The organism is Phytobacter sp. V69, from assembly GCF_965644215.1.
In the GTDB taxonomy this organism is placed as follows: Bacteria; Pseudomonadota; Gammaproteobacteria; order Enterobacterales; family Enterobacteriaceae; genus Phytobacter.
This window is the reverse complement of sequence record NZ_CBFFRL010000008.1, coordinates 1-25,573: the sequence shown is the minus strand read 5'-3', so window position 1 is coordinate 25,573 and position 25,573 is coordinate 1. Positions and strand designations below refer to the sequence as shown.

The following is a 25,573-nucleotide window of genomic DNA, read 5'->3' as shown; positions in this document are numbered from 1 at the left end:
TCTGCATAGCAAATTCTGGTATCAGAGACCTGCCGGATCGATACCGTATTCCTGCAATTTGTACATTAGCGCGCGTCGGCTGATCCCTAACATCAGTGCGGTGCGCGTGCGGTTTCCTTCTTGCTGCTCAAGCACCTCCATAATGATTCGTCGCTCTTCACGTTTAATCTCTTCTTTCAGATTTCGTTCTCCTGATTGCGCCGGTTTCGCCTCTGTACAATGACAGGTCGGGTGACGGAACGGGGCGGGGAAATCCTCTGCGAAAATCACTGCGCCAGTGCTCATAACCACCGCACGTTCAATGACATTGGATAATTCACGGATATTACCCTGCCATGACCAGCCGCAGAGTAGCGACATGGCGGCAGGATCGATTTCAATAATATCCCGCTGGTTTTCTGAGCTGAACTTCTGCAAAAAGTGGTTGGCCAACAGGGGAATATCCTCCCGTCGCTCACGAAGCGGGGGAAGTTGCAGATGGATGACATTGAGCCGGTAAAACAGATCTTCCCGGAAGCTTCCCTCTTTGACCATCGCCTGCAAATCCCGGTTGGTGGCAGCCACGATGCGAATATCCACCTGAATGGTCTGATGACCGCCAACGCGTTCAAACTCTCTTTCCTGCAGGATCCGCAGCAGCTTGGCTTGCAGCACCAGCGGCATTTCACCGATTTCATCCAGTAGCAGCGTACCCTGATGGGCTCGTTCAAACAGCCCCTGACGCAGCGTTTGCGCGCCGGTGAACGCGCCTTTTTCGTGGCCAAACAGTTCACTCTCCAGCAGGGATTCCGGCAGCGCCGCACAGTTTATCTTGATAAAAGGGCCGTTTGCCCGGCGCGAATTATAGTGAATCGCACGGGCAATTAACTCTTTTCCCGTCCCGCTTTCACCGCTTATCAGTACGTTAGCCTGGGAAAGCGCGATTTTCGCCGTGTCTTTGCAGATATCCATCATCCGTGGGCTGTTAGTCAGGATATGTCCCCACTGCCAACTGGTGGTCAGTGCCTGATGCAGACTACGGATCTCCTGCTTCATCGCCTGTAGCTGTAAGGCTCGCTGAATGAGTAGATTCAGCTCGTCCAGGTCGAATGGCTTAATCACATAATCAAATGCGCCGCTGCGTAGCGCTTCTACTGCGGTTTCCACTTCGGCATAGGCGGTCATCAGAATAACGGGAATGCGTGGGTGCTGCGCGCGCATGGCTTTTAACGCTTCAATGCCGTTCATTTCCGGCATGCGAATATCCATTAGCACCACGTCAGGCGGGGTGTCGGTAAAGATTTTCAGCGCCGTCAAACCGTTGCAGGCGCAGTGGGTTTCATGTCCTTGTAGTGAAAACGCGGTGGTAAGCATACGGCGAACATTATCTTCATCATCGACGATGAGAATACGGTAGCGGGTTTTCATTCTGACGAGGTTTCCTGCGGGTTAATCGGTAAAATAAGCGTAAAGGTGGCACCACATCCAGGCTGGCTTGTGACGTGGATGTCGCCCTGATGCGCATTGATGATGCGCTGGCTAAGTGCTAGTCCGAGTCCGGTTCCAGAGGCCTTGGTGGTGAAGAAGGGATCGAAGATCTTTTTCTGCAAAGCACTATCGATGCCGCAGCCATTGTCTTCAATCGCGATAGCCAGATGTGTCGGCGTGTAGCGCCAGGTACGGATACGGATTTCACCGCGCGCGCCTATCGCCTGAACGGCGTTAATAAGCATATTAAGAAGCACCTGTTTGAGCAGTTCGCGATCGGCAACGATCCCTGGCAGGTTCGTATCGAACTCTGAATGGAAGTCGATCCGCGCCTGAACCCCGGACGTTTGTACCAGGATCAGCGCCTCCTCGATCAAGGCATTGAGAGCCACCTGCTGCCATTGGCTCTGCCGCGGTCGGGAGAAGTCCAGAAGCTGCTGGATGACTTTATTAATGGAATCAATTTCTTTAAGGACAATGGACAGATACTCCTGATGGACGGGCTGGCCTGTCTGCTGGCGGATAATCTGCACATAGCCCCGGATGGCGGTGAGCGGGTTACGCACCTCGTGTGCGACGCCTGCCATCAGTTCTCCCAACGTGGCGAGCCTTTCCGTTTGTGCCAGACGGCGCTGCGTCTCTTTGCGGGCGGTTAAATCGGAGAAAATGACCAGTGCGCCAATCAATTCGCCATTGGCGTTGTGGATACGACTGGTCGTGACGCTGAGCTCTATCGTGCGGTTATGCGCAGGAAAACTGACCTCCTGCGCCAGATGTTCGGTGCCGTGCTCGAGGGTATCAAGCATAGGGCTTGAGAAGTGGGGATCGGAGAATAATGTTGCGTAAGGTTGTCCTGCCAGTTCGTCCAGGGTGTAGCCAGTGATGATCTCCGCCGCCGGATTCATGGTGGTGACATTTCCTTGTCTGTCGATGGCGATAACGCCGTCCGCGGCATTCTCAATAATCAGATCGTTTAGTGTTTTGGTTTCCCGGAGCGTTTGCGCCAGAGCGTTAACACTGCGGCTGATTTGCCCCAGTTCACCGGGCAGGTCGGGTAACTGCGCAGGGGTCTTTTGCGCAAGCGTGGGCAGACTATCGGTGATGATGTCGATATTGGCGCTAAGACGGCGAGAGAAGAGGATGATAAGCAACAGGCTGCTCATCAGCCCAGCCGCCAGAACGGCGATGATCCGGACATCCATCTTCCAGGCCTGCTGACGAATATCTTCAGTCAGTTCATTCGCCCAGATGTAGCCCGTCACCTCGCCGTGGCGGACGATTGGGATCATGGAGTTGAGAATATCGCCGCGTACCTGCCTGCCGGAAAACACCACCGGCGCGTTGGTGCGCATGACCTCTCTTCCGGGGTGGTCGGCGGCGATGGTTATCCCTACGTTGTTTTGATACAGCGCGGCAGGGGCGTAGGTGATAATTGCATCCAGCGCTTTGTTGTAATAGCCTGCGCCGATCCCTGGAAACGCGAGGGTGATACGCTCGGTGATCGGCGTTAATTCTGCATTCAACGCGCGGATATGCTCATCGTGGGTCAACTGTGCGAATTGATTAAAGCGGTCGCCCAGCGCGTCGTCAAGCAGGTAGACGACCGCTGACAGTTTTTTCTCTTTTTCAGATAGCACCGCTGATCGCCCTTCGGTTTCTACGATATAACCAATAGAAAGCGTCGGCACAATGACCATCAGGATAGCCATCAGGATCATTTGATTGCGTAAGCGGCGTGGGTATATTCGTTTCAGGTAGCGCATGCAGACATCCGTGCGGTCTTTTCCGGCAAACGCCTATTATCGGGGGGGAAGGCGCAGGTTTCTCAGCGGAGTATCATGTTCCCGCAAAGAGAGCCCATTGCGGCACCGGCGTTTTAACGCTACTTTAACCCCAGTGTATTCACCCCCCATGGCGGAGTCTCCCCAGGTTGAAATACCTCGTCTCTTTTCGTAGCACCCTGAAAGTCTCGCGCTATCTTTTCCGCGCGCTGGCTCTGGTGCTTTGGCTGTTGATTGCTCTCTTTTCGGTGTTTTACATCGTTAACGCGCTGCGCGATAAAGAGTCGGAAATACGCCAGGAATTCAATCTCAGCTCCGATCAGGCGCAGCGCTATATTCAGCGCACCTCTGATGTGATGAAAGAGCTGAAATACATCGCTGAAAACCGTCTGACGGCAGAAAACGGCCTTCTGGCCTCCCGTGGCCTGGATGCGAAAACCGATGTTCCCGATTTTCAGCCGCTGTTTCCCGATTCCGACTGCTCAAAAATGGGCACCGCCTGGCGTGGCTCGCTCGAATCACTGGCGTGGTTTATGCGCTACTGGCGGGATAACTTCTCGGCGGCCTATGATCTGAACCGCGTGTTCCTGATTGGCAGTGAAAATCTCTGCGTGGCGGATTTTGGCCTGCGTGATGTGCCGGTTGAACGTGACGACACCCTGAAAAGTCTGCATGAGCGCATTCTCAAATACCGCAATGCGCCGCAGGATGAGCGCGGCAATAATCTGTACTGGATGAGCCAGGGGCCGCGTCCGGGTGTCGGCTATTTTTATGCGCTGACGCCGGTTTATCTGGGCAATCGCCTTCAGGCGCTGCTGGGTACGGAACAATCCATTCGCATGGAAAATTTCTTCACTCCGGGTAGTTTGCCGATGGGCGTCACCATTATTGATGAAAGCGGGCACGCGCTGATTTCCCTGACCGGGGCGGAAAACCGCGTCGATGTGGATCCGCGCTGGTTACAGGTACGTTCCTGGTTTGGTTACACCTCCGGCTTCCACGATCTGATTCTGAAAAAGAGTCTGCCGCCTTCGCCGCTGAGTATTATCTACTCGGTGCCGGTGGATATGGTGCTTGAGCGCATTCGCATGCTGATCCTCAACGCGGTGCTGCTGAACATCCTGGTGGGGATTGCGCTGTTTACCCTGGCGCGCATGTATGAACGGCGAATTTTTATTCCGGCGGAAACAGATGCCCAGCGCCTGGAAGAGCATGAGCAGTTCAACCGTAAAATCGTCGCTTCGGCGCCGGTGGGGATCTGTATCCTGCGTACGCAGGATGGCACCAACATTCTGAGTAACGAGCTGGCGCATAACTACCTGAATATGCTGACCCACGAAGACCGGCAACGTTTAACGCAGATTATCTGCGGGCAGCAGGTGAACTTCGTCGATGTGCTGACCAGCAACAATACTAATTTGCAGATTAGCTTCGTCCATTCCCGCTATCGCAATGAAAACGTGGCGATTTGCGTGCTGGTGGATGTGAGCTCGCGCGTCAAAATGGAAGAGTCGCTGCAGGAGATGGCACAGGCGGCGGAGCAGGCGAGTCAGTCGAAATCGATGTTCCTGGCAACCGTTAGCCACGAGCTGCGTACGCCGCTGTACGGGATTATCGGTAACCTCGACCTGTTGCAGACCAAAGACCTGCCGAAGGGCGTCGACCGTCTGGTGACGGCGATGAATAACTCGTCGAGCCTGCTGCTGAAAATCATCAGCGATATCCTCGATTTCTCGAAAATCGAGTCTGAGCAACTTAAAATTGAGCCGCGTGAGTTTTCCCCACGTGAGGTGATGAGCCATATCACCGCCAACTACGCACCGCTGGTGGTGCGTAAGCAACTCGGCCTGTACTGCTTTATCGAACCGGATGTGCCTGCCACGCTGAACGGTGACCCGATGCGCCTGCAACAGGTCATCTCCAACCTGCTCAGCAATGCCATCAAGTTCACCGATATTGGCTGCATTATTCTCCATGTCCGCCGGGACGAGCACTACCTGAGTATCCGCGTGCGTGATACCGGCGTCGGGATCCCGGGCAAAGAGGTGGTGCGCTTGTTTGACCCGTTCTTCCAGGTCGGTACCGGCGTACAGCGTAACTTCCAGGGGACCGGGCTGGGGCTGGCGATTTGTGAAAAGCTGATCAGCATGATGGATGGTGATATCAGCGTCGATACCGAACCGGGTATGGGCAGCCAGTTCACCATCCGCATTCCGCTGTATAACGCCGTTGAACTTGCCCCAGTGGATGTTGATGGTCTGGCGAATACCTGCTGCTGGCTGGCGGTGCGCAATGCATCACTCTGTAGCTATCTGCAAACTTTACTGTCCTATAACGGTATTCAGGCTCAGCGCTATGACGGGCGCCCATTGGGTGCGAACGATACCTTTATTACCGATGATGAGCTGCCGCCGTCCTGGAGTGGACGTGCTGCCGTTCTGTTCTGCCGTCGCCATATTGGTATTCCGCTGGAGCGTACCCCAGACGAATGGCTGGTTAGCGTGGCGTCGCCGCACGACCTGATTGCAATCCTTGGGCGCATCCACCGCGTTGAGGTGGTGGTGCCAGAAGTGACCACCGCGCTGCCTTCGCCGGGTGCGACCGAAGCGCTAAATGACGACATGATGATTCTGGTGGTTGACGATCACCCGATCAACCGACGCCTGCTGGCGGATCAGCTCGGATCGCTGGGGTATCAATGCAAAACGGCGAACGATGGCGTGGATGCGCTGAACGTACTGAGTAAAAATGCCATCGATATTGTGCTCAGCGACGTGAACATGCCGAATATGGATGGTTATCGCCTGACGCAACGTATTCGTGAGCAGGGGATGACTCTGCCGGTGATTGGTGTGACGGCGAACGCGCTGGCGGAAGAGAAACAACGGTGTCTGGAATCAGGTATGGACAGCTGCCTGTCGAAGCCGGTGACGCTGGATGTGCTGAAACAGACGCTGGCGCTTTACAGTGCGCGGGTCAGAAAAGAACGGCGATAAAAATAAACCCCGGCGGGCGCCGGGGTTACAGGAATTACTCTTTTTCGGTTTGGGTCAGCGTGACCGAAGAGAGGTAATTCAGCAGGGCAATATCGTTATCAACACCCAGTTTCATCATTGCGGATTTCTTCTGGCTACTGATGGTTTTGATACTGCGGTTCAGTTTCTTGGCAATTTCGGTGACCAGGAAACCTTCGGCAAACAGACGCAATACTTCACTTTCTTTCGGGGACAGACGTTTGTCGCCATAGCCGCCAGCGCTGATTTTCTCCAGCAGACGGGAAACGCTTTCCGGGGTAAATTTCTTCCCTTTCTGCAAGGCTGCCAGAGCTTTTGGCAGGTCTGTTGGTGCACCCTGTTTGAGTACAATACCTTCGATGTCCAGATCCAGCACGGCGCTCAGGATAGCCGGGTTGTTGTTCATCGTCAGGACAATGATGGACAGGTTAGGGAAATGGCGTTTGATGTACTTAATCAACGTGATACCATCGCCGTATTTATCGCCTGGCATTGACAGATCGGTGATTAAGACATGAGCCTCAAGTTTCGGCAGGTTATTGATGAGTGCTGTAGAGTCTTCGAATTCACCGACTACATTAACCCATTCGATTTGTTCAAGTGATTTACGAATACCGAACAGTACAATCGGATGGTCATCGGCAATAATTACGTTCATATTGTTCATGTATTGGGCTACCTTGCTACAGCAAGCTCTTGACGTAAGCGTCAATGTCGCTGATGTAATTTTCTATGCCTGGAACATCCTTCTCACGAATTAAATGCTCCAGCGTTTCACATAACTGCTTACCAGGAACCAGATTAAGCATGGCAAACACCCCTTTCAGGCGGTGTGCTGTCTGAGCCAGTGCAGCGAAATCGCTTGTCGCCGATTCAGTATACAACCTCTTAACATCATCCGGTACTGTGTCGACAAACAGCGCATAATAACCGCTGGCGTGAAGCTCGGCATTTTCATCGCCCCCCAAAGGCGACTCCATTACCTCTTCCTGCGCCAACTGCTCTTCTATAAGTTGCAGTATCGCTTCCTGCATTGCATTACTCATATTAAAGTTGACGCGCAATTGTCCGGGGCCAATTTTCCGCACGCCGACCTCATCATCGCTTAAAAGCAAGCCCGAGGATGTAAGATTAGACGGATTATCCGTTAAAAACAGGTCATATTCTTGACTTAACAGCCTTTCATCTGGAGAGATACAGCTTGCTCCCCAGTTTTCGAGCTGTCGGACCACAATATTACGGATTTCGCTGGAAGTAATATCAATCATCGCGACCACATCATCCAGTAATTTTTCTTCAGCTTCTTCCTGCTGATCGCGCGCGGCCATCTTCACGTGCAGCGAATAACGTGTACCTAACTCTTCCCGCGCTTTAATATTCAAATGACCACCGAGTTTTCTGGCCAACTGATCGCACAGCCAGAAGGTGAGGGCGTTGGCTTTGCCGTACTGATCGCCCTGGGTGGTATTGAGGAAAGGGAAATGCAGGTTGTCGATCTCGCTGTTTGTCACCCCGTTGCCGGTATCCAGAATACGGAAGGTCAGACGATCTTCCGCAGATTCGTCCATGCTCACCTCAAGGGTGATTTTGCCAATCTGTGTGGTGGTCACCGCGTACTGGATCAGCAGCAGCAAAATGCGCAGCAGGGCATCGCGATCGCCGTGACGCTCTTCTTTGGCATGAAGATGGTTATTGATCAGTAGCTGCAGCCCTTTACGCTTGATAACCGGCAGCACCTGCGGCACCACTTCATCAATCAAATCCTGGATGGAAAACAGGGTGGATTGCCCCTTCCAGCTGTCGTTTTCCAGCATATTGGCCAGCTGAATCTCGTCCACCAGCCGCGCCAGCGCTTCGGCATGATCTGCAAGCTGGTTACCTTCTTTGTCACCCAGCGCAGCGGCTTCTGTGGCCAACGCTTTAACCGGCTGTTTGAGTGCATCGGCGATGTTTTGCATAAATGCCGCGTGACCCTGCTGGTTTTTCTCGTACAGACGCTGCGCCTGTTTGAGCTTTTTATTCACCAGCACTTCTCTGTCCTGATCACGGATGATGAAAATCTGCGTGCGTGAAGTCACCTGGCTGCGGAACTGGCGAATTTCATATAGTTCGTTGTTGATGGTGGCCTGAATCACCCCCTGATGCTGGTCAGCCATGGAGGTGATGTTTTGCAGATTGAGATGCGGCAGTAAGTGGTCGGCAATTTTGTTGCTCAGCACGGTACGGTTGGCTTCCTGGTCGTGTACCAGCAGCCCTAACGGCAGCAGAGAGACAATCTCTTCATTAAAGGCGCGCATCACGCGCAGCTCATTACTCTTGCTGGTGGGGGCGAGCCCGTCACTCTGACGCCCCGGCTGGTGGCGAAAGGTGGTATAGCCAAACAGCGCCAGTGCCAGCAGACCAATGTTCAATAACAGGGGCAACAGAATATTTTGCAGGGTTTCCAGCAGCAGCGTACCAAATGGCACCTGCCAGACCAGCCGCAGGCCGGTGGAATTGAGCGAAGAGGCAATCTCGATTTTTGAGCTGTTGAAATTGATGGTAACGCTGTCCGTGCTCTCTTTATCGGTGGAGCGCAGATTGTTCTGGGCGTTGTCCGTATCGAGACGGAAACTGTCCAGCGACATCCCCGGTGGGATCAAGTCGTTAATCGGCAGATCGAATGCAACTACCGTCGCCAGGTGGCCGGGTTGGTTAAATGTGGTGCGCAGCGTGAAATAGTGACCATTCTGCCAGGCAAGGCGGCGCAGCGCAGAGAAACTTTCGCGTTCATCCAGCGCATTCGCCTGCTGCAGCATTTCTGCACGGCGTGAATCGACAATGCTGCCGATAGTGGACTCTTTAAAGCCGGAAGAGAGATCTTTCAATGGCAGGGTCGAGATCAGGATCATGCTGTTGTCCTGACCGTTTAAATAGTACATCGACCAGGGCACGGTCTCCGCGCCCCACAGCGTATCCAGATAGGTGGAGATCCGCTGCGTCATCTCCAGCGTGGAACTGTCGTGGGAGCCAAAGATCAACGCTTCGGTTTTGCGTCGTGGCTTTTCCAGATAGTAAACGTCCTGCTTGAGACGGGTTTCCTGTAAACCATCACTTGTGCTGCCAGAGGTTGCGGCCGCGATGTTGTCATAGATTTGCCAGGTGGCGTAGCGCCAGGTGTCGATGCGCTTGTGCATCGCATGAGTGATATCCACCACCTGATAGCTTTTATCTTTCAGCCAGGCGTTAACGGCACTTTGTATCATCACGCCCATGGTGACCAGCAGGACAATGATCAATAGAAGAAAGAAACGGGTGATGTTGCCCGGTATCAGAGAAAATTTGCCTGGGATCATGGTGTCCGATCGACTCATTCGTGTGTGTAACCCGTAAGGACAACACTGCAGGAGAAAACTCAGCACGCGCGCTGAGACAACGTTGCTGCCATGCCGTAAGAGCCTGCCAGCGATGATGGCGGTCCTGTAGGTGTTATGTTGCAGAGCAGTGTACAGCAGGCAGTATATCGGGTAATGAGTGAATTTCCAGACTCTCTTGCGGGCAAATGTCTTGACGACAAAAGAAAAAATGCGCCGCTAAGCGAAGCGCTAAAAAGTGTACAGTTAGTGCGGATTTGTACAAATATTTACCGCTTCGCTGTGAAAAATCGCACTAAATAACAAGAAAATAAGAATGGGATTAACTTTTAGGGAATGTTCTGGCATGAATATTGTTTAATTAATAGTCATTACAAATTTTTACGCTTAGCACACAATAAATTCATTTACGTAAAGAAAGGTAAAAAAAACCGAATGCCAGGCATTCGGTCCTAATAGGGGTAAACAGACATTCAGAATCGAATGACGGTAATAAGTAAAGTTAATGATGATAGCGAGGATTATATTAGTGCCGATTGAATATATTGGTTTTGCAATCAGTGCTAAAATAGCTTTTATTATCTAAGTTGTTGTTTTTATTGTGATTTAAATTGTATTTTGATTATTTGTGCTTTATTGTTTAGCTATTTGTGCTAAAAAAAGCCCCCCTTAATTTACAAATTGAAACATCTATAATGCAATATGAAACATCTTCAAAGTTTTCGTATCATATTCTTATTGGATTATTCTGTATTTTTAAGGAGAATGAAGTTGCAGGCTGATTAAAAGGATTAATCAGTGAGCAGTGGCTATAAAAACGCATATAACAGAGGGTTAATAACATGAAAGTTAAAGTACTGTCCCTCCTGGTACCAGCACTGCTGGTAGCGGGCGCAGCGAATGCAGCGGAAGTTTATAACAAAAACGGCAACAAATTAGATTTGTACGGTAAAGTCGACGGTCTGCATTATTTCTCCGACGATAAAGGTTCTGATGGCGATCAGACTTACGTACGTTTCGGCTTTAAAGGCGAAACTCAGGTAAACGACCAGATCACCGGTTACGGCCAGTGGGAATACAACGTTCAGGCGAACGACACTGAAAGCGCAAGCGATCAGGCATGGACTCGTCTGGCATTCGCTGGTCTGCGTGTCGGTGACGCGGGTTCTTTCGACTATGGTCGTAACTACGGCGTGATCTATGACGTAACGTCCTGGACCGACGTTCTGCCGGAATTCGGTGGTGACACCTACGGCTCTGACAACTTCATGCAATCCCGTGCTAACGGCGTTGCAACCTACCGTAATACCGACTTCTTCGGTCTGGTTAATGGCCTGAACTTTGCTCTGCAGTATCAGGGCAAAAACGGTAGCATCAGCGGTGAAAACGACACCGGTCGTAGCACTCTGAAACAGAACGGCGACGGCTTCGGCGCCTCTGTGACCTACGATCTGGGCGCTGGCTTTAGCGCAGGTGCTGCAATGTCTACCTCTAAACGTACTGCTGACCAGAATGCAGCGGGCGTTTACGGTAACGGCGACAATGCAGACGTTTACAGCGGTGGCCTTAAATATGACGCTAACAACGTCTACCTGGCTGCGCAGTACACCCAGACCTACAACGCGACCCGTTTTGGTAACTCCCAGAACAGCAGCACCGTTTATGGCTTTGCTAACAAAGCACAGAACTTCGAAGTGGTTGCTCAGTACCAGTTCGACTTCGGTCTGCGTCCGTCCGTTGCTTACCTGCAGTCCAAAGGTAAAGACATCGGCAATGGTTACGGCGACCAGGATCTGCTGAAATATGTTGATGTAGGCGCGACTTACTACTTCAACAAAAACATGTCCACCTATGTTGATTACAAAATCAACCTGCTGGATGAAAACAGCTTCACTCGTCAGGCTGGTATCAGCACCGACGACATTGTTGCCCTGGGCCTGGTTTACCAGTTCTAAGCAACAATTCTCAAAAAAGGGGCCTTCGGGCTCCTTTTTTTATGCCTGAACCCCATCTCACCACCAGCGAATTTGGTGTACTCTGGCCGCGCATAACGTAAAGGGAAAAGACGATGGCGACGACATTTCTGCGCGCAGGCCTGCTGCTTGTGCTGGCATTATTAAGTGGGTGCGATAACAAAGCCCCGCAGGCGGAACAACAAACCGTACTCGAAGGCAAAACGATGGGCACCTTCTGGCGCGCGAGCGTTATCGCGATGAGCGATGAGAAAGCGCAAAGCCTGAAGAACAAAATCCAGGCACAGCTCGATGCCGATGACTGGCTACTGTCTACCTGGAAATCCGATTCAGCGCTGATGCGCTTTAACCATTCCCCCAGCCTGGAACCGTGGCCGGTGAGCGCCGACATGGCAGATATCGTCACCATGGCGCTGCGTGTTGGAACGCACACTCAGGGCGCGATGGATATCACCGTTGGCCCGCTGGTCAATTTGTGGGGATTTGGCCCGGATAAGCAGCCCAACAAAGTGCCGGATCAGGCGCAAATTGATGCGGCAAAAGCGCGTACCGGGTTACAACATCTTAAGGTCATCAACGAGGCACAGCAGCAGTATCTGCAAAAAGATCTGCCGGATCTTTTTGTCGATCTCTCCACCGTTGGTGAAGGCTATGCCGCCGATCATCTGGCACGTCTGATGGAGCGTGAAGGGATCTCCCGCTATCTGGTGTCGGTGGGTGGCGCGTTGGTCAGCCGCGGGATGAACGGGCAGGGACACCCCTGGCGTGTGGCGATACAAAAACCGACCGACCAGGAGAATGCTGTACAGGCGGTGGTGGATATCAACGGACACGGCATCAGCACCTCCGGGAGCTATCGCAACTACTATGAGTTGGACGGTAAACGCATCTCCCACGTGATTGACCCGCAAACCGGCCGTCCTATCGATCATAATCTGGTATCAGTGACGGTGATTGCCCCCACTGCGCTCGAGGCCGATTCCTGGGATACCGGCTTGATGGTGCTGGGTACGGCGAAAGCGCAGGAGATCGTGCGCAAAGAGGGGCTGGCGGTCTATATGATTATGCGCGAAGGTGACAAATTCACCACCTGGATGTCACCGCAGTTTTCGGCTTTTCTGGTCAGCGAGAAAAATTAGACAGCAAGAATGCGGGTTTTTTCGTCCGGGCTATCGGGCACAGTGAGGCTAAGCTTGAAAGAAGAGCCTGAGATGAAAACAGCCACAGACGTAACCCATCAACAACCGTTGACCGATGAACAATGCTGGCAGGCGGTATGCGCGCGCGATACCAGCCGCGACGGGCAATTTGTCTTCGCGGTGCGTACCACCGGCATTTTTTGCCGACCGTCCTGCCATTCACGCCGTCCCCTGCGCGAAAATGTCGCTTTTTATCCCGATGCCGACGCCGCGCAGAGGGCCGGATTTCGCCCCTGCAAACGCTGCCAGCCTGAGAAGGCAGACCCACAGCAACAACGGATAGCCAGAGTCGAAAAGGCCTGCCGCTTGCTGGACCAGGACGTGCCCGTCACGCTGGAAACACTGGCTGATGCCGTCGCAATGAGCCCCTGGCATTTCCATCGTCTGTTTAAATCGGTGACCGGCATGACGCCGAAAGCCTGGCAACTGGCCTCGCGCGCAAAGCGCCTGCGCAGCGCGCTCAACGAAACGACGACGATCACCGATGCGGTGCTGGCGGCCGGATTTCCCGATAACAGCAGTTATTACCGGCAGGCCGATGCCGCGCTTGGGATGACGGCGCGCCAGTATCGACGCGGTGGTGATGACACGGATGTGTGCTATGCCCTGAGCCATTGTTCGCTGGGGCATTGTCTGGTGGCACAAAGTACGCGCGGGATCTGCGCGATCTTACTGGCTGATACTGACAGCGCGCTGCTGGAAGAACTGCACGGTATTTTCCCACATGCCCGCCGTGAGCAGGGCGATGCGCGGTTTGCTGAACATGTGGAGCAGGTCGTGCGCCGTATTGATAACCCCGATTCGCCCTTTACGCTGCCGCTAGATTTGCGCGGTACGGCATTCCAGCTACAGGTTTGGGATGCGCTGCGCGCTATCCCGGCGGGTGAAATCGTCAGTTATCAGTCACTGGCGAAAGCTATCGGCAAACCGGCGGCGGTACGCGCGGTTGGCGGGGCCTGTGCGGCAAACAAACTGGCGATTGTGGTGCCTTGCCACCGGGTGGTACGGGCCGATGGTGGATTGTCCGGCTATCGCTGGGGGGCGACGCGCAAAGCCCGTCTGCTGCGCCGGGAGTCTGAATCTAAGGAGACCTGATGCTCGATCTGTTTGCCGATGAAGAACCCTGGCAAGAACCTCTCGCCCCCGGTGCGGTGGTGCTGCGGCGTTTTGCGCTGGCAAAGGCGCAGGCCTTGCTGGCGGATATTGAGGCGGTGACCCGCGTGTCGCCGCTGCGCCATATGGTCACGCCGGGCGGTTATACCATGTCGGTGGCGATGAGCAACTGTGGTGCAGTGGGCTGGACGACTGATGCCAGAGGGTATCTTTATTCCCCCATCGATCCGCAAACGGGGAAAGGCTGGCCCGCCATGCCTGAGGCGTTTAGCGCGCTTTGCCATCAGGCCGCTGTCGCCGCCGGTTATGCTGATTTCCAGCCCGATGCCTGCCTGATCAACCGCTACATACCCGGCGCGAAGCTCTCATTACATCAGGACAAAGATGAGCCGGACTTACGCGCACCTATTGTCTCCGTCTCGCTGGGTTTACCGGCAGTGTTCCAGTTTGGTGGACTGAAACGCAACGATCCCTTGCTGCGCTTAATGCTTGAGCACGGTGATGTGGTGGTGTGGGGCGGCGAATCCCGACTGTTCTATCACGGCATTTTGCCGCTCAAACCGGGTCACCATCCGGCGACGGGCGAGTGCCGATACAATCTGACCTTTCGCCAGGCCAGAAAGATTGAATAAAAATAAGAATTATTCTTGATGTAAACAATCAGCCGTTTAAACTGCGGGCTGTTTATGTTTACAGGTTGTTGCTATGGAACTTCTCCTGCTGGTCTGGCGTCAGTATCGCTGGCCCTTTATTGCCGTTCTCGTACTGACGCTGCTCAGTGCTGCGCTCGGTATTGGGCTCATTGCCTTTATTAATCTGCGTTTGATTGAAACCGTGGATATTTCGCTTACTGTGCTGCCAGAGTTCCTTGGGCTGTTGCTGTTGCTGATGGCAGTGACGTTGGGATCCCAACTGGCATTAACGGCCCTCGGTCACCACTTTGTTTATCGTATGCGTAGTGAATTTATCAAGCGCATCCTTGATACACCGATTGAGCGCATTGAAAAGCTGGGCAGCGCCTCGTTGCTTGCCGGGCTGACCAGTGATGTCCGTAATATCACCATCGCCTTTGTGCGCCTGCCGGAACTGGTGCAGGGGATAATCCTGACCATCGGCTCGTCGGCTTACCTGGCCTGGCTGTCTGGCAAAATGCTGGTGATCACCGCACTGTGGATGGCGCTGACTATCTGGGGTGGCTTTGTGCTGGTCTCCCGCGTCTACAAACACATCGCGACGCTGCGTGAAACCGAAGACAAGCTGTATAACGATTTCCAGACGGTGCTGGAAGGGCGCAAAGAACTCACCCTGAACCGTGAGCGTGCCGAGCACATCTTTAACAACCAGTATTTGCCGGACGCACATGAATACCGTCATCACATCATCCGCGCCGACACTTTCCACCTCAGTGCGGTGAACTGGTCGAACATCATGATGCTGGGCGCAATTGGCCTGGTGTTCTGGATGGCAAATGGTCTGGGTTGGGCGGATACCAACGTGGCGGCGACCTACTCGCTGACATTGCTGTTCCTGCGCACGCCGCTGCTGTCTGCCGTTGGCGCGCTGCCGACGCTGTTAAGTGCCCAGGTAGCCTTCAACAAACTCAAACAGTTCTCGCTGGCACCTTATAAAGCCGAATTCCCGCGTCCGCAGCTTTACCCGAACTGGGAAACGCTGGAATTGCGCGATGTCACCTTTACCTATCAGGACAACGCGTTTTCCGTCGGCCCGGTCAATATGACCCTCAAACGCGGCGAGCAGGTCTTCCTGATTGGTGGCAACGGCAGCGGTAAATCGACGCTGGCAATGCTGTTAACCGGTCTGTATGAGCCGGCTTCCGGCGAAATCCTGCTGGACGGGAAACCGCTGGCGAAGGACAAACCGGAAGATTACCGCAAGCTGTTTTCCGCCGTGTTTACCGATGTCTGGCTGTTCGATCAACTGCTGGGCGCGGAGGGCCAACAGGCGGATCCGGTGCTGGTGGACAAATGGCTGCATCAGTTGAAAATGTCGCACAAGCTGGAGCTGAGAGACGGCAAAATCCTCGATCTTAAGCTGTCAAAAGGGCAGAAGAAGCGCGTGGCGCTGCTGCTGGCTTTGGCGGAAGAACGCGACATTTTGCTGCTCGATGAGTGGGCGGCTGACCAGGATCCGCACTTTCGTCGCGAGTTCTATCAGGTGCTGCTGCCGCTGATGCAGGAGATGGGGAAAACCATTTTCGCCATCAGCCACGACGATCATTACTTTGTGCATGCCGATCGCCTGCTGGAAATGCGCAACGGTCAGTTAAGCGAACTGACCGGAGAAGAGCGCGAGCTTGCCTCCCGCGATGCGGTTGCCCGCACGGCATAATGGTTAATTACCGGGCACAAATGCCCGGTAAATCCGTAACATACCCCACTTTTTACCCACCTGTACGCGCTATGTATTAATATTTACACAACCTGCCGCTATGCTTAGACCTGTGCGCCTTCATTTCGTGGAGGTGAGTTACTACGCAGGGAACGTCCAATGTCTGTCATCAAAAAAAGCAGTACCAGGTTACGCGATCAGGAACGTGCGCGTTTAATCTGGCTTCTCACCACCGAAAAATCGCTCACCGCAACGCTGCTGGGAGAATTAACCCTGGCGGAGCAGGTTGACGCCGATAAGCTCAACAGTAACCTGGCCGAGGTCAGCGCGCTGGTGGCCCATTTGCCGCCGCCGGACTTAGCCGACACCCTGGAAGGGCTGCCGGTGGACGAGCGTCATGCGCTGTGGCGGCTGGTGGAAGATGACAAACGCGGCAAAGTCTTGCTCGAGGCGTCGGAAAACGTCTGGGAAGACCTGATTGATGAAATGAGCGATAAGGCGTTGCTGGATGCGCTGGAAACGCTGGATATCGACGACCAAATCTGGCTGGTGCAGCATCTGCCGCGTAACCTGACCGGGCGTTTGCTGGCAACCTTACCGCCCACCGAGCGCGCCCGGGTGCGCCAGGTCATGCGCTACGGCAAAAACAGCGTTGGGGCGATCATGGAGTTCGAAGTGATCACCGTGCGCCCAAATCTGACGCTGGCCACCGTCCAGCGCTACTTGCGTCGACTCGGTAAGATGCCGGAAAACACCGACAAACTCTTCGTTACCGGGCGCGATGGCATCCTGCTTGGCGAACTGGGGCTGCAAACCATCTTACTGAACGCCAGCGCGCGCCAGGTAAATGAGGTGATGGATGATGATCCGGTCACCTTTTCCCCGGATGAAAACGCGGAAGACGCGGCGCACACCTTTGAACGCGACAACTTAATCAGCGCCGCCGTCACCGATACCGACGGCAAGTTGCTCGGTCGCCTGACCATCGATGAGATCGTGGATGTGGTCTACGAAGAGACCGACAACGATCTGCGCAGAATGGGCGGCCTCAGTACAGAAGAGGATGTCTTTGCGCCGGTGACCCGTGCGGTGAAAAACCGCTGGGCGTGGCTGGCGATTAACCTGTGTACCGCGTTTATCGCCTCACGGGTGATTGACGGCTTTGAACACACCATTTCACAGCTGGTGGCGCTGGCCGCGTTGATGCCCATTGTCGCCGGTATCGGCGGGAACACCGGGAATCAGACCATCACCATGATTGTTCGCGCGCTGGCGTTACAGACCATTCAGCCGGGCAACTTCCGCTTTTTGATTTTGCGTGAAATGGGCGTGGCGCTGCTCAATGGCCTTGTGTGGGGCGGGATCATGGGTGTGGTCACCTGGCTACTTTATGACGATGCCGCGCTCGGTGGGGTGATGACGCTGGCGATGGTGCTTAACCTGCTGATGGCGGCGTTGATGGGGGTGATTATCCCGATGACGATGGTGCGCTTCGGACGCGACCCGGCGGTCGGCTCCAGCGTGATGATCACCGCCATTACCGACACCGGGGGCTTCTTTATTTTTCTTGGGCTGGCGACGATTTTTCTGCTGTAGCGCCTCGCGTTTTATGCAGGCGGGCTGGGAGGATGGCCATCACGATCATGCCTGCCAGCACGCCAATCGCCAGATTACCCGTACTGATGGTAGCCGCAACGGTCACCAGCATCACCAGCGTTTCGGCAATCGGCGCACGCTGCAGCGTCGTCGGTTGCAGACTGTGCCAGCTAAAGGTTTTGCAGGCGACAATAGTCATAATGCCCGCCAGTACCACCATCGGAATTTCCGCCATCACCTCGCTCAGTGCTGTCACCAGCAGTAATAGCACCAGGCCTGCCACCATGGTCGACACGCGGCTGCGGCCTTTGCCCATCTCCACGTTGACGATAGTTTGTCCAATCATCGCGCAACCGGCGATGCCACCGTAGAAACCCGCAAGAATATTGGCGATACCCAGCCCGGCGCTTTCCCGGCTTTTACTGGACGGCGTGTGGGTTAAATCATCCACCAGGCGCGCCGTCAGCAATGATTCCAGCAGGCCAACAAAGGCGATACTGAGCGCGCAGGGCCAGATAATACCGAGAGTGGTAAGGTTAAACGGCACCAGCCATTCGGTGAAGCCCGGCAGGCCGCCCTGCATCGGGCCTTCGTCACCCACGGTGGGCAGCGTTTGTCCGGTAAAGACGGTAAACAGCGTCAACACCACGATGGCGACCAGCGGTGCCGGCACGCTTTTCACCCAGCGCGGCCACCACAGAACAATCAGTAAGGTCAGCGCGAAGAGGGCGAGGATCAGCGGCTCGCGGCTCCAGAAATGGGGCACCTGGGCGAAGAAAATCAAAATACCCAGCGCATTCACAAAACCTGTCATCACCGCTTGCGGCACGAAGCGCATCAGACGCGCCATGCGCGTTAAGCCAAAGATAATTTGTATGACCCCGGCGAGCACAACGGCTGGCAGAATGTATTCCACGCCGTGTTGATGCACCATCGGGCCAATGACCAGCGCGACGGAGCCGGCCGCAGCGGTCACCATCGCCGGACGCCCACCCAGCAACGACATGCTGATGCACAGCACCACGGAGGCCAGCAGGCTGACTTTAGGATCGACGCCCGCGATCACGGAAAAGGAGATAACCTCCGGAATCAACGCCAGCGCAGTAATGACGCCCGCTAGGGCTTCGCGGGTCAACAGTTGTGGTGAGCGCAGCACGCTGCTAACCCGACCCGTCGGGCAGAATAATTTTTCAGTCATAACTTTTTGCAGATGTGATTAATAGCTGACATCAATAAATGGATGGGATGACATGCGTTTGACAAAGGGCAGAATACTACTGTTTCTTAGCAAAAGTTGCCAGTAAGCATGGTTATTTTTAATGCAATTATTAAACTTATTAATAACATTTATGCAATGACTATTTAATGTTTAAACATTATTTAAATCCTCTCTCCCCCGTGCTAGGTTAGATGCGCTAACGAAGTTACCCGCGAAAACTGCTAATAAAGCAGCACTAAAAGTAAGGCATTAACATTATGAAAAGAATGACTGCCAGACTATTTTCGATGGCTGTCGGGCTTAATGCTGTCTCTGCGGCAGCAAAAGCTAACGCGTCGAAAGAGCAGGAAACGGATGTGCTTTTAATCGGTGGTGGGATCATGAGCGCCACGTTGGGGACCTACCTCCAGGAACTGGAGCCCAACTGGTCGATCACAATGGTAGAACGGCTGGACGCCCTGGCGGAAGAGAGCTCCAACGGCTGGAATAATGCCGGCACGGGGCACGCCGCGTTGATGGAATTGAACTACACCCCGCAAAGCCAGGATGGAACAATCAGCATTAAAAAGGCGATCGAGATTAACGAAGCGTTTCGTATCTCTCGTCAGTTCTGGGCGCATCAGGTGGAAACCGGTGTGCTGAGCGAACCGAAATCATTCATTAATACCGTTCCGCACATGAGTCTGGTGTGGGGCGATGACAATGTTAACTTCCTGCGTGCCCGCTACAAAGCGTTGCAGCAAAGTTCGTTATTCCGTGGCATGCGCTATACAGAAAACCACGAGCAAATCCGCTCATGGGCACCGCTGGTCATGGAAGGGCGCGATCCGCAGCAGAAAGTGGCGGCAACGCGTACGGAAATCGGTACCGACGTGAATTTCGGTGAAATTACCCGTCAGCTGATTCATTCCTTACAGCGTAAAGATAACTTCTCCCTGAAACTGAGCAGCGAAGTCCGCAGCATCAAACGCAATGCGGATAACACCTGGAATGTGACCATCGCCAGCCTGACAGACAGCGGCGTCGATCAGGTCATCAAAACCAAATTTATCTTTATTGGTGCTGGCGGCGCTGCGCTGAAACTGTTGCAGGAATCCGGTATCCCGGAAGCGGCGGAATACGCGGGGTTCCCGGTGGGTGGCCAGTTCCTGGTGTCTGAAAACCCGGATGTGGTGAACAGCCATCTGGCGAAAGTATACGGTCAGGCGACCGTGGGCGCACCGCCGATGTCGGTGCCGCATATCGACACCCGTATTATTGATGGCAAACGCGTGCTGCTGTTTGGGCCGTTCGCCACCTTCTCGACGCGCTTTTTGAAAAATGGCTCGCTGTGGGATCTGCTGCGTTCAACCAACAGTTCCAACGTCCTGCCGATGTTGAGTGTCGGGATGACCAATTTCAGCCTGGTGAAATACCTGATGAACCAGGTGCTGCAAAACGAAGACGATCGCTTTGACGCCTTGTGCGAGTACTATCCGCTGGCGAAGAAAGAAGACTGGCGTTTGTGGCAGGCCGGACAGCGCGTGCAGATCATCAAACGCAATGCGAAGAAACTGGGTGAACTGCGTCTGGGCACCGAAGTGGTGAGCGACAAAGACGGCACCATCGCTGCACTGTTGGGCGCATCGCCGGGTGCCTCCACCGCCGCGCCGATCATGCTAGAACTGATGCAGAAGGTCTTCCCGGAAAAAGTGGCTTCCCCCGAGTGGCAGGCAACGCTGAAAAAGATCATCCCGTTCCTGGGCGTGAAGCTTGACGGCAATGTTGAAGCCTCAGATGAAGAGTTGCATTACACCAGCCGCGTACTGGGGCTGAAATGCGACGAATCACCGCTGGCAGACTCCACGCCGCCGGTACGCAAGCCCACGCATGTTGTGCCAACGGATAATGAAACCGCAACCGACATCGTGCTGTAATAAAAAAACCTGCTTCGGCAGGTTTTTTTGTCTTAGCGTTTGAGTAGCTTAAACGTGAATTCAGTAAAGTAGTCGTTGACGTTTTTCGAGGACTCGGCGGCGCGCTTAATTCGTCCATTTTCGTAATGTAAACGTCTCCCCTAACGGCGATTTCTATGAGTCTGCGCATCCCTCTTACTGTGGTTCGCTGGATATGGGGGCCATTATGCGGGCGCTGTATGAGGCGAACTACACCGGGTTTATCCGCCCGGACCATGGCCGAATGATTTGGGGAGAAACGGGGGGACCGGGTTACGGTCTCTATGACCGGGCGCTGGGCATTACCTATATGCAAGGATTGTGGGAAGGGCTGGCGAAAGCGCGCGCGTGAATTTATTTACTTTTTCATATGGTTGGAGGATTCTTATTTGCGATAAGCATAATTCTTTCGCTTTTAAGGATCCTCTTTTGAAACGTTTTCTTCTCACAGCAACGCTTGCCGCCGTGCTTGTCGGTTGTGCAACGCCAAAACCCACCATTCCTTATGCCAACTACCAGCGCATCGCGCTTGGCGATGTTGCAGCTAACAAATGTGTCTCGCTTGGCTTTATTGATTACCAGATTGCCGCGGCGGCGAAAAATTACGCCGCCCGTGACCTGAATAGCTGGACGTATGATCCGGTGTTTTATCAGACCACTTTCGCCGAGATATCAGCAGCGGCAGAAAAAACGCCGCCGACCAAAGCGCAATGCGATAGCTTCGCCGTCGCCATTGTGCAGCGCCAGCAGCTAGAGCAACGCAGCTATCAGCAGCAACAGCTTGCCGCGCAGCAGCAACAGGCACTTAGCCAGTCATTGCAAACCATCCAGAACTCAATGCCGAAAACCACGTACTGTAATAAGGTTGGCTGGCAGACGGTCTGTAATACCTACTGATTTTGCCGTCAGTCGCGTAGGGCAAAGGAGTGCCTAACACCTCATTGGTGGATTATCTGCTCCGCCAGCAACAGCAGTGAAATCACAATCATCATTCCCCCTGAAATCATACTCACCACTTTTGCCGCCTGTGGACGGGTCGCCAGAAGCGCCCTGGAACCGTATCCCACCAGCAAATAAACCAGCGTACAGGTGATGAGGTGCAGCAGCGCCAGCGCCGACATCTGCAAGGGAAGGGGCCAGTGACTTTGCGGGTCGGTAAACTGCGGCAGCAGGGCCAGAAAAAGCAGAAAGACTTTGGGATTCATCCCGCTGATGCACATGCCCTTTATCACCCTGCGGTTCCACGCGCCGTCTGCCTGTGTGCTTCCCGCCGTGATAAACGCCGGATGCCGTAACATGCCGATCCCGAGCCGCAACAGATACAGTGCGCCGAAAAGGGTGAGGGCGGATAACGCCAGCGGATGCCCTGCCAATATCACCCCCATGCCTGCAACAACGACGACCGTTGCCAGTAAATGACCCGACATCAAGCCAATGACCGCCGGGATAATCCCACGCCCGCTGATGCCTGCCGTAATGGTATAAGCCCAGTCGGCACCGGGGGTCATTATCAGGAGAAAGGAGATAATCCAGAACCCCATTACTACACTCATTTCCATCGTTTCTGTCCCGAAAGCCCTCAATATTCTGCATGGAAAGAATATCCCTGACGCCGTAGAATGAGCTTTCAATGTTGCGCCTTAATCCCACCTGAAAAGAGAAAATCTTCTAAATGGATAGCATTGATAGAAAGATTCTTGCTGAGCTGCAGTCGGATGGCCGATTGTCGATAACCGATCTGGCCGAGTGGGTTAATTTGAGCCTCTCGCCGTGCCATCGTCGTTTACGCGCGCTGGAGCAGAGTGGGGTGATCACCGGTTATCGCGCCACCTTAAATCCGGTGCAAATGGGATTTACCTTTTCGGCGATCGTGTTTGTGACCCTGCGCGAGGCGGATAAGAAAGCGGTCAGCGCCTTTGAAGAGGCGATCGTTGATGTACCGCAGGTGGTTCTGGTGCAGCGCTTATTTGGCGACCCGGACTACCTGATGCAGGTCGTTACGCGCGATTTACCGGCTTTCCAGAAACTCTATGATGAGAAGCTCTCAGCGATGCCTGGGGTGCAGCGTTTAACCTCAACGCTGGTGATGAAGACCGTGGTGCATGACAGACCCTATCCGTTAGAGACAACACGATGAAGGTTGTTAAGCTGACGCTGCGGATTTGCCGTTTTGGTATTGCGCTGGTCGTTTCGCCCTGGAGACAATAAATGACCGATCGCAGCTTATTCCTGAAAGTCGTGCTTACGATGGTGGCCTTTGCTGCGAACTCGGTGCTGTGTCGCGTTGCGTTAAGAGAAGGGCATATCGATCCCGTAACGTTCAGCAATATCCGTCTTATTAGCGGCGCACTGGTCCTGCTGCCGCTAATCCATCGTTATGGCTGGCGTTTCCTGAGGTGCGAAGCCTGAAAAATGCGCTCTTTCTGATGCTCTATGTGGTCTTTTTTTCGGTGGCCTATATCCATCTTGATGCCGGAACCGGGGCATTGCTGCTTTTCGGCGTAGTGCAACTGGCAATGATCACCTTCGGGGTGTTGAAAGGCGAGCGCATCTCCGCGCTGCGCGGTTTCGGTCTGCTGCTGGCGGTCGCCGGGATGGTGATTTTGCTTCTGCCCGGTGCCAAAGCGCCTGAACTGGTCAGTTCGCTACTGATGGCGGTAGCGGGGCTGGCGTGGGCCGCCTATACCCTTTCCGGCAAGAACGCGGCCAATGCCGGGCTGGCGACGGCATGGAATTTTTTACTGGCCGTGCCCTTTGCGCTGCTGGTTTCCCCGTTTCTGAGCCACGGCATGCACCTCAATAGCTTGGGAGTTTTGCTCGCCATTGTCTCTGGTGCACTGGCTTCGGCGGGGGCGTACTCGCTGTGGTATTCCCTGTTGTCCAAAATGCAATCCGTCACGGCCAGCACCGTGCAGCTCAGCGTGCCGTGCCTGGCCACGCTCGGCGGAGTTCTATTTTTAGGGGAGTCACTGAGTGTGCGGATGGTTGTCTCGATAGTCGCCGTTCTGGTCGGTATTTTGCTGACGATCCGGGCGAAGGCGTAAAATGTGTTTCTCGTATAATATGCCACTAGTACGCTACAGGGACCTGTAACTCCATGAAGACGATATTCGCTATTCCTTTTTTGGCCCTGAGTTTTATTACCAGTGCTGCCGTGCAGGCATCGGAGAATAAAACGCCTGATGCAATTAATCGCATCATGGCGGAACCGGTACGCAATTTGAGCCTCATGGATGCCGATCCACAGGGAGCATTGCGTTGGGTCGTCTGGCAGTAAGGGCAGGCAGATTCCCGCGTTTCTTACCTTGCGTTATATCAGCAGGCTAAAGGAGCTGCATCACCGGTATGGTCAACAAGCTGGCCGGATGCCTGGTCACCTGCGCTGTAACCTCTGTCTGAATGGCGCTGGCAAGGAAATGCTCTTTTGGCCGTGACGCTTCAATTTGGTGCCGCTGCTGAGCAAGTTGAACTGTATGGCTTGGATACACAAAACCGACCAATAAAACTGGCAGAAAAGACGGCTGCCAGCATCAGTTGGAAAATTAATGAAGCCGGTCAGCGATTGTTGATCCTCTATGAGCCTAAACCAACAATACTAAAAGCGAGCTGCTATAGCTGGCAGGAAAATACCGGAAAATTATCCCCTCAGGCATGTCACTGACAGTGATAAAGCGCGTTATTACCCTAACGCGCCTATTTATTTAAATCACTGTTTACGATGATTGACTTACTCACAAGATTTTCTTTGCTATTTTATGTCCGGAATAATGACGCGAAGGTATTATCCTTTTTCGGGCGTGTTTTTTATTCCGGACAAACAGGTGTTGGTTTATAGAGAGCATCAAGTCTGTTCAGGGTTATCATCGGTATTCGACAGCAGGTCGTTCAGTGATTCAAAATCGATTTCTGACTCGGCGTCATCCAGTAAGCGGGTAACGGAAAGCAGATCGGTAAATTCGCTGAGCAGCATTTCGGCATCGGATTTAAGGAAGGTGCGATTTAATCGGTGGGGTTCAGTGGAGTCCTTAGCTGTATTAGCCTTACCTTAGCTGAGCTGTATTATCTCTCCGCGAATTCAGATAATAAGTGCAACGCTCGGACATGATTGTGGAGAGTGTAGGAGGAAGGGTTAACTACCGATAAGTTATCCCGTTTTTCCTACCACAGATGAGCGAGTAACATGAAGTACCGGCAGTTAACCGAGGGCATACGATACCAGATTGCCCTGTTGTTTGGTGAGAAGATTAGCCTCACAGAGATCAGTAAGCGTGTAGGCGTCAGTAAGTCCACGGTCTCCCGTGAGGTCAGGCGGAACGGGATAGCTGGCGATTATTCGGCAGCAGAAGCACAGCGGTTAAGTGAAGCCCGGCGGCGGGCGGCAGCCAAGTACTCCATCAACCCGGACACCGTGCTTTACGTTGAGACAGGGCTGTGCTGGAAGTGGAGTCCGGAGCAGATCAGCGCCGTCTGTAAGCGCATTGGCAGTCCCGTCAGCCATGAGTGGATTTACCAGCATGTTCAGGCTGATAAAGCCAGTGGCGGCGAACTGTACAAGCATCTGAGGCAGGGTAAACG

General features: G+C 53.7%; 22 protein-coding genes and 1 pseudogene. 16 read left to right on the top strand and 7 right to left on the bottom strand.

What is annotated here, in order from left to right:
* Positions 1–21: 21 nt before the first annotated feature.
* Both atoC and atoS read right to left on the bottom strand, forming a co-directional pair.
* A complete protein-coding gene (atoC, locus tag ACSZPU_RS02275; RefSeq protein ID WP_498995044.1) occupies positions 22–1,407 on the bottom strand; it encodes an acetoacetate metabolism transcriptional regulator AtoC in 1,386 nt (461 codons plus the stop codon).
* On the bottom strand, positions 1,404–3,230 hold the full coding sequence (atoS, locus tag ACSZPU_RS02270; RefSeq protein WP_498995042.1) for a two-component system sensor histidine kinase AtoS: 1,827 nt from the start codon (positions 3,228–3,230) through the stop codon (positions 1,404–1,406). The genes atoC and atoS overlap by 4 nt, the downstream gene beginning before the upstream one ends.
* Positions 3,231–3,397: 167 nt before the next feature.
* Here atoS and rcsC point away from each other — a divergent pair, with 167 nt between their 5' ends.
* Positions 3,398–6,244: a two-component system sensor histidine kinase RcsC gene (rcsC, locus tag ACSZPU_RS02265; RefSeq protein WP_498995040.1), complete on the top strand. Its 2,847-nt coding sequence runs from the start codon at positions 3,398–3,400 to the stop codon at positions 6,242–6,244.
* Between the two features lie 34 nt (positions 6,245–6,278).
* Here the strand turns inward: rcsC and rcsB are convergent, their stop codons facing one another.
* Together rcsB and rcsD are read right to left on the bottom strand one after the other, a co-directional pair.
* A complete protein-coding gene (rcsB, locus tag ACSZPU_RS02260; RefSeq protein ID WP_498995038.1) occupies positions 6,279–6,929 on the bottom strand; it encodes a response regulator transcription factor RcsB in 651 nt (216 codons plus the stop codon).
* A 16-nt stretch (positions 6,930–6,945) separates the two neighbouring features.
* Positions 6,946–9,615 carry a phosphotransferase RcsD gene (gene rcsD / locus ACSZPU_RS02255; RefSeq protein WP_498995036.1) on the bottom strand — a complete coding sequence of 890 codons (2,670 nt, stop codon included), beginning with the start codon at positions 9,613–9,615 and terminating at the stop codon, positions 6,946–6,948.
* Positions 9,616–10,457: 842 nt separating this feature from the next.
* Here rcsD and ACSZPU_RS02250 point away from each other — a divergent pair.
* The 6 genes from ACSZPU_RS02250 to mgtE all read left to right on the top strand — a co-directional run bounded on the left by ACSZPU_RS02250 (position 10,458) and on the right by mgtE (position 17,845).
* Positions 10,458–11,570, top strand: coding sequence for a porin OmpC (locus tag ACSZPU_RS02250; RefSeq protein WP_498995033.1), 1,113 nt, complete (start codon positions 10,458–10,460; stop codon positions 11,568–11,570).
* A gap of 113 nt (positions 11,571–11,683) precedes the next feature.
* Positions 11,684–12,727, top strand: coding sequence for an FAD:protein FMN transferase ApbE (gene apbE / locus ACSZPU_RS02245; protein WP_498995031.1), 1,044 nt, complete (start codon positions 11,684–11,686; stop codon positions 12,725–12,727).
* Between the two features lie 72 nt (positions 12,728–12,799).
* Positions 12,800–13,882 carry a bifunctional DNA-binding transcriptional regulator/O6-methylguanine-DNA methyltransferase Ada gene (ada, locus tag ACSZPU_RS02240; RefSeq protein ID WP_498995030.1) on the top strand — a complete coding sequence of 361 codons (1,083 nt, stop codon included), beginning with the start codon at positions 12,800–12,802 and terminating at the stop codon, positions 13,880–13,882.
* Entirely contained in the window at positions 13,882–14,532 is a 651-nt protein-coding gene (gene alkB, locus ACSZPU_RS02235; protein ID WP_498995028.1) for a DNA oxidative demethylase AlkB, read from the top strand. Before ada ends, alkB begins: the two co-directional genes overlap by 1 nt.
* Positions 14,533–14,605: 73 nt before the next feature.
* Positions 14,606–16,249, top strand: a complete 1,644-nt coding sequence (locus ACSZPU_RS02230) for a multidrug ABC transporter permease/ATP-binding protein (protein ID WP_498995026.1) — start codon at positions 14,606–14,608, stop codon at positions 16,247–16,249.
* Positions 16,250–16,408: 159 nt separating this feature from the next.
* Positions 16,409–17,845: a magnesium transporter gene (gene mgtE, locus ACSZPU_RS02225; RefSeq protein ID WP_498995024.1), complete on the top strand. Its 1,437-nt coding sequence runs from the start codon at positions 16,409–16,411 to the stop codon at positions 17,843–17,845.
* On the opposite strand, the gene ACSZPU_RS02220 is transcribed toward mgtE, so the two are convergent.
* Entirely contained in the window at positions 17,808–19,043 is a 1,236-nt protein-coding gene (locus tag ACSZPU_RS02220) for a SulP family inorganic anion transporter (protein WP_498995022.1), read from the bottom strand. The genes mgtE and ACSZPU_RS02220 overlap by 38 nt on opposite strands.
* A gap of 278 nt (positions 19,044–19,321) precedes the next feature.
* Here ACSZPU_RS02220 and mqo point away from each other — a divergent pair, with 278 nt between their 5' ends.
* From mqo to ACSZPU_RS02205, 3 genes and pseudogenes are all read left to right on the top strand, one after another.
* The gene (mqo, locus tag ACSZPU_RS02215; RefSeq protein ID WP_498995021.1) at positions 19,322–20,980 is read left to right on the top strand and encodes a malate dehydrogenase (quinone); all 1,659 of its coding nucleotides are present in this window, start codon (positions 19,322–19,324) and stop codon (positions 20,978–20,980) included.
* Between the two features lie 109 nt (positions 20,981–21,089).
* Positions 21,090–21,350: pseudogene (locus ACSZPU_RS02210) on the top strand (mannonate dehydratase); the annotation flags it as partial.
* A gap of 77 nt (positions 21,351–21,427) precedes the next feature.
* Positions 21,428–21,895, top strand: coding sequence for a hypothetical protein (locus ACSZPU_RS02205; RefSeq protein ID WP_498995019.1), 468 nt, complete (start codon positions 21,428–21,430; stop codon positions 21,893–21,895).
* A gap of 41 nt (positions 21,896–21,936) precedes the next feature.
* Here the strand turns inward: ACSZPU_RS02205 and ACSZPU_RS02200 are convergent, their stop codons facing one another.
* Positions 21,937–22,557, bottom strand: a complete 621-nt coding sequence (locus ACSZPU_RS02200; RefSeq protein WP_498995016.1) for a LysE family translocator — start codon at positions 22,555–22,557, stop codon at positions 21,937–21,939.
* Between the two features lie 113 nt (positions 22,558–22,670).
* On the opposite strand from ACSZPU_RS02200, the gene ACSZPU_RS02195 reads away from it, so the two are divergent.
* From ACSZPU_RS02195 to ACSZPU_RS02175, 5 genes are all read left to right on the top strand, one after another.
* Complete coding sequence (locus ACSZPU_RS02195) at positions 22,671–23,135, top strand: Lrp/AsnC family transcriptional regulator (RefSeq protein WP_498995014.1); 465 nt, start codon at positions 22,671–22,673, stop codon at positions 23,133–23,135.
* A 71-nt stretch (positions 23,136–23,206) separates the two neighbouring features.
* A complete protein-coding gene (locus ACSZPU_RS02190; protein WP_498995011.1) occupies positions 23,207–23,407 on the top strand; it encodes a hypothetical protein in 201 nt (66 codons plus the stop codon).
* Positions 23,395–24,042 (top strand): DMT family transporter, encoded by a 648-nt coding sequence (locus tag ACSZPU_RS02185; RefSeq protein WP_498995009.1) that lies wholly within the window; start codon positions 23,395–23,397, stop codon positions 24,040–24,042. Before ACSZPU_RS02190 ends, ACSZPU_RS02185 begins: the two co-directional genes overlap by 13 nt.
* A 53-nt stretch (positions 24,043–24,095) precedes the next feature.
* The gene (locus tag ACSZPU_RS02180) at positions 24,096–24,275 is read left to right on the top strand and encodes a hypothetical protein (RefSeq protein ID WP_498995007.1); all 180 of its coding nucleotides are present in this window, start codon (positions 24,096–24,098) and stop codon (positions 24,273–24,275) included.
* A 147-nt stretch (positions 24,276–24,422) separates the two neighbouring features.
* Positions 24,423–24,659 carry a hypothetical protein gene (locus ACSZPU_RS02175; protein WP_498995005.1) on the top strand — a complete coding sequence of 79 codons (237 nt, stop codon included), beginning with the start codon at positions 24,423–24,425 and terminating at the stop codon, positions 24,657–24,659.
* Positions 24,660–24,839: 180 nt separating this feature from the next.
* On the opposite strand, the gene ACSZPU_RS02170 is transcribed toward ACSZPU_RS02175, so the two are convergent.
* A complete protein-coding gene (locus tag ACSZPU_RS02170) occupies positions 24,840–24,968 on the bottom strand; it encodes a hypothetical protein (protein WP_498995004.1) in 129 nt (42 codons plus the stop codon).
* A 210-nt stretch (positions 24,969–25,178) separates the two neighbouring features.
* Here ACSZPU_RS02170 and ACSZPU_RS02165 point away from each other — a divergent pair.
* A partial coding sequence (locus ACSZPU_RS02165) for a transposase (RefSeq protein ID WP_498995003.1) occupies positions 25,179–25,573 on the top strand: 395 nt, incomplete at its 3' end.

Bases quoted from the DNA above. Each gene is read 5' to 3' on its own strand.
- atoC (WP_498995044.1), bottom strand. From the start codon at position 1,407: ATGAAAACCCGCTACCGTATTCTCATCGTCGATGATGAAGATAATGTT.
- atoS (WP_498995042.1), bottom strand. From the start codon at position 3,230: ATGCGCTACCTGAAACGAATATACCCACGCCGCTTACGCAATCAAATG.
- rcsB (WP_498995038.1), bottom strand. From the start codon at position 6,929: ATGAACAATATGAACGTAATTATTGCCGATGACCATCCGATTGTACTG.
- rcsD (WP_498995036.1), bottom strand. From the start codon at position 9,615: ATGAGTCGATCGGACACCATGATCCCAGGCAAATTTTCTCTGATACCG.
- ACSZPU_RS02250 (WP_498995033.1), top strand. From the start codon at position 10,458: ATGAAAGTTAAAGTACTGTCCCTCCTGGTACCAGCACTGCTGGTAGCG.
- apbE (WP_498995031.1), top strand. From the start codon at position 11,684: ATGGCGACGACATTTCTGCGCGCAGGCCTGCTGCTTGTGCTGGCATTA.
- ada (WP_498995030.1), top strand. From the start codon at position 12,800: ATGAAAACAGCCACAGACGTAACCCATCAACAACCGTTGACCGATGAA.
- alkB (WP_498995028.1), top strand. From the start codon at position 13,882: ATGCTCGATCTGTTTGCCGATGAAGAACCCTGGCAAGAACCTCTCGCC.
- ACSZPU_RS02230 (WP_498995026.1), top strand. From the start codon at position 14,606: ATGGAACTTCTCCTGCTGGTCTGGCGTCAGTATCGCTGGCCCTTTATT.
- mgtE (WP_498995024.1), top strand. From the start codon at position 16,409: ATGTCTGTCATCAAAAAAAGCAGTACCAGGTTACGCGATCAGGAACGT.
- ACSZPU_RS02220 (WP_498995022.1), bottom strand. From the start codon at position 19,043: ATGACTGAAAAATTATTCTGCCCGACGGGTCGGGTTAGCAGCGTGCTG.
- mqo (WP_498995021.1), top strand. From the start codon at position 19,322: ATGAAAAGAATGACTGCCAGACTATTTTCGATGGCTGTCGGGCTTAAT.
- ACSZPU_RS02200 (WP_498995016.1), bottom strand. From the start codon at position 22,557: ATGGAAATGAGTGTAGTAATGGGGTTCTGGATTATCTCCTTTCTCCTG.
- ACSZPU_RS02195 (WP_498995014.1), top strand. From the start codon at position 22,671: ATGGATAGCATTGATAGAAAGATTCTTGCTGAGCTGCAGTCGGATGGC.
- ACSZPU_RS02190 (WP_498995011.1), top strand. From the start codon at position 23,207: ATGACCGATCGCAGCTTATTCCTGAAAGTCGTGCTTACGATGGTGGCC.
- ACSZPU_RS02180 (WP_498995007.1), top strand. From the start codon at position 24,096: ATGAAGACGATATTCGCTATTCCTTTTTTGGCCCTGAGTTTTATTACC.
- ACSZPU_RS02170 (WP_498995004.1), bottom strand. From the start codon at position 24,968: ATGCTGCTCAGCGAATTTACCGATCTGCTTTCCGTTACCCGCTTACTG.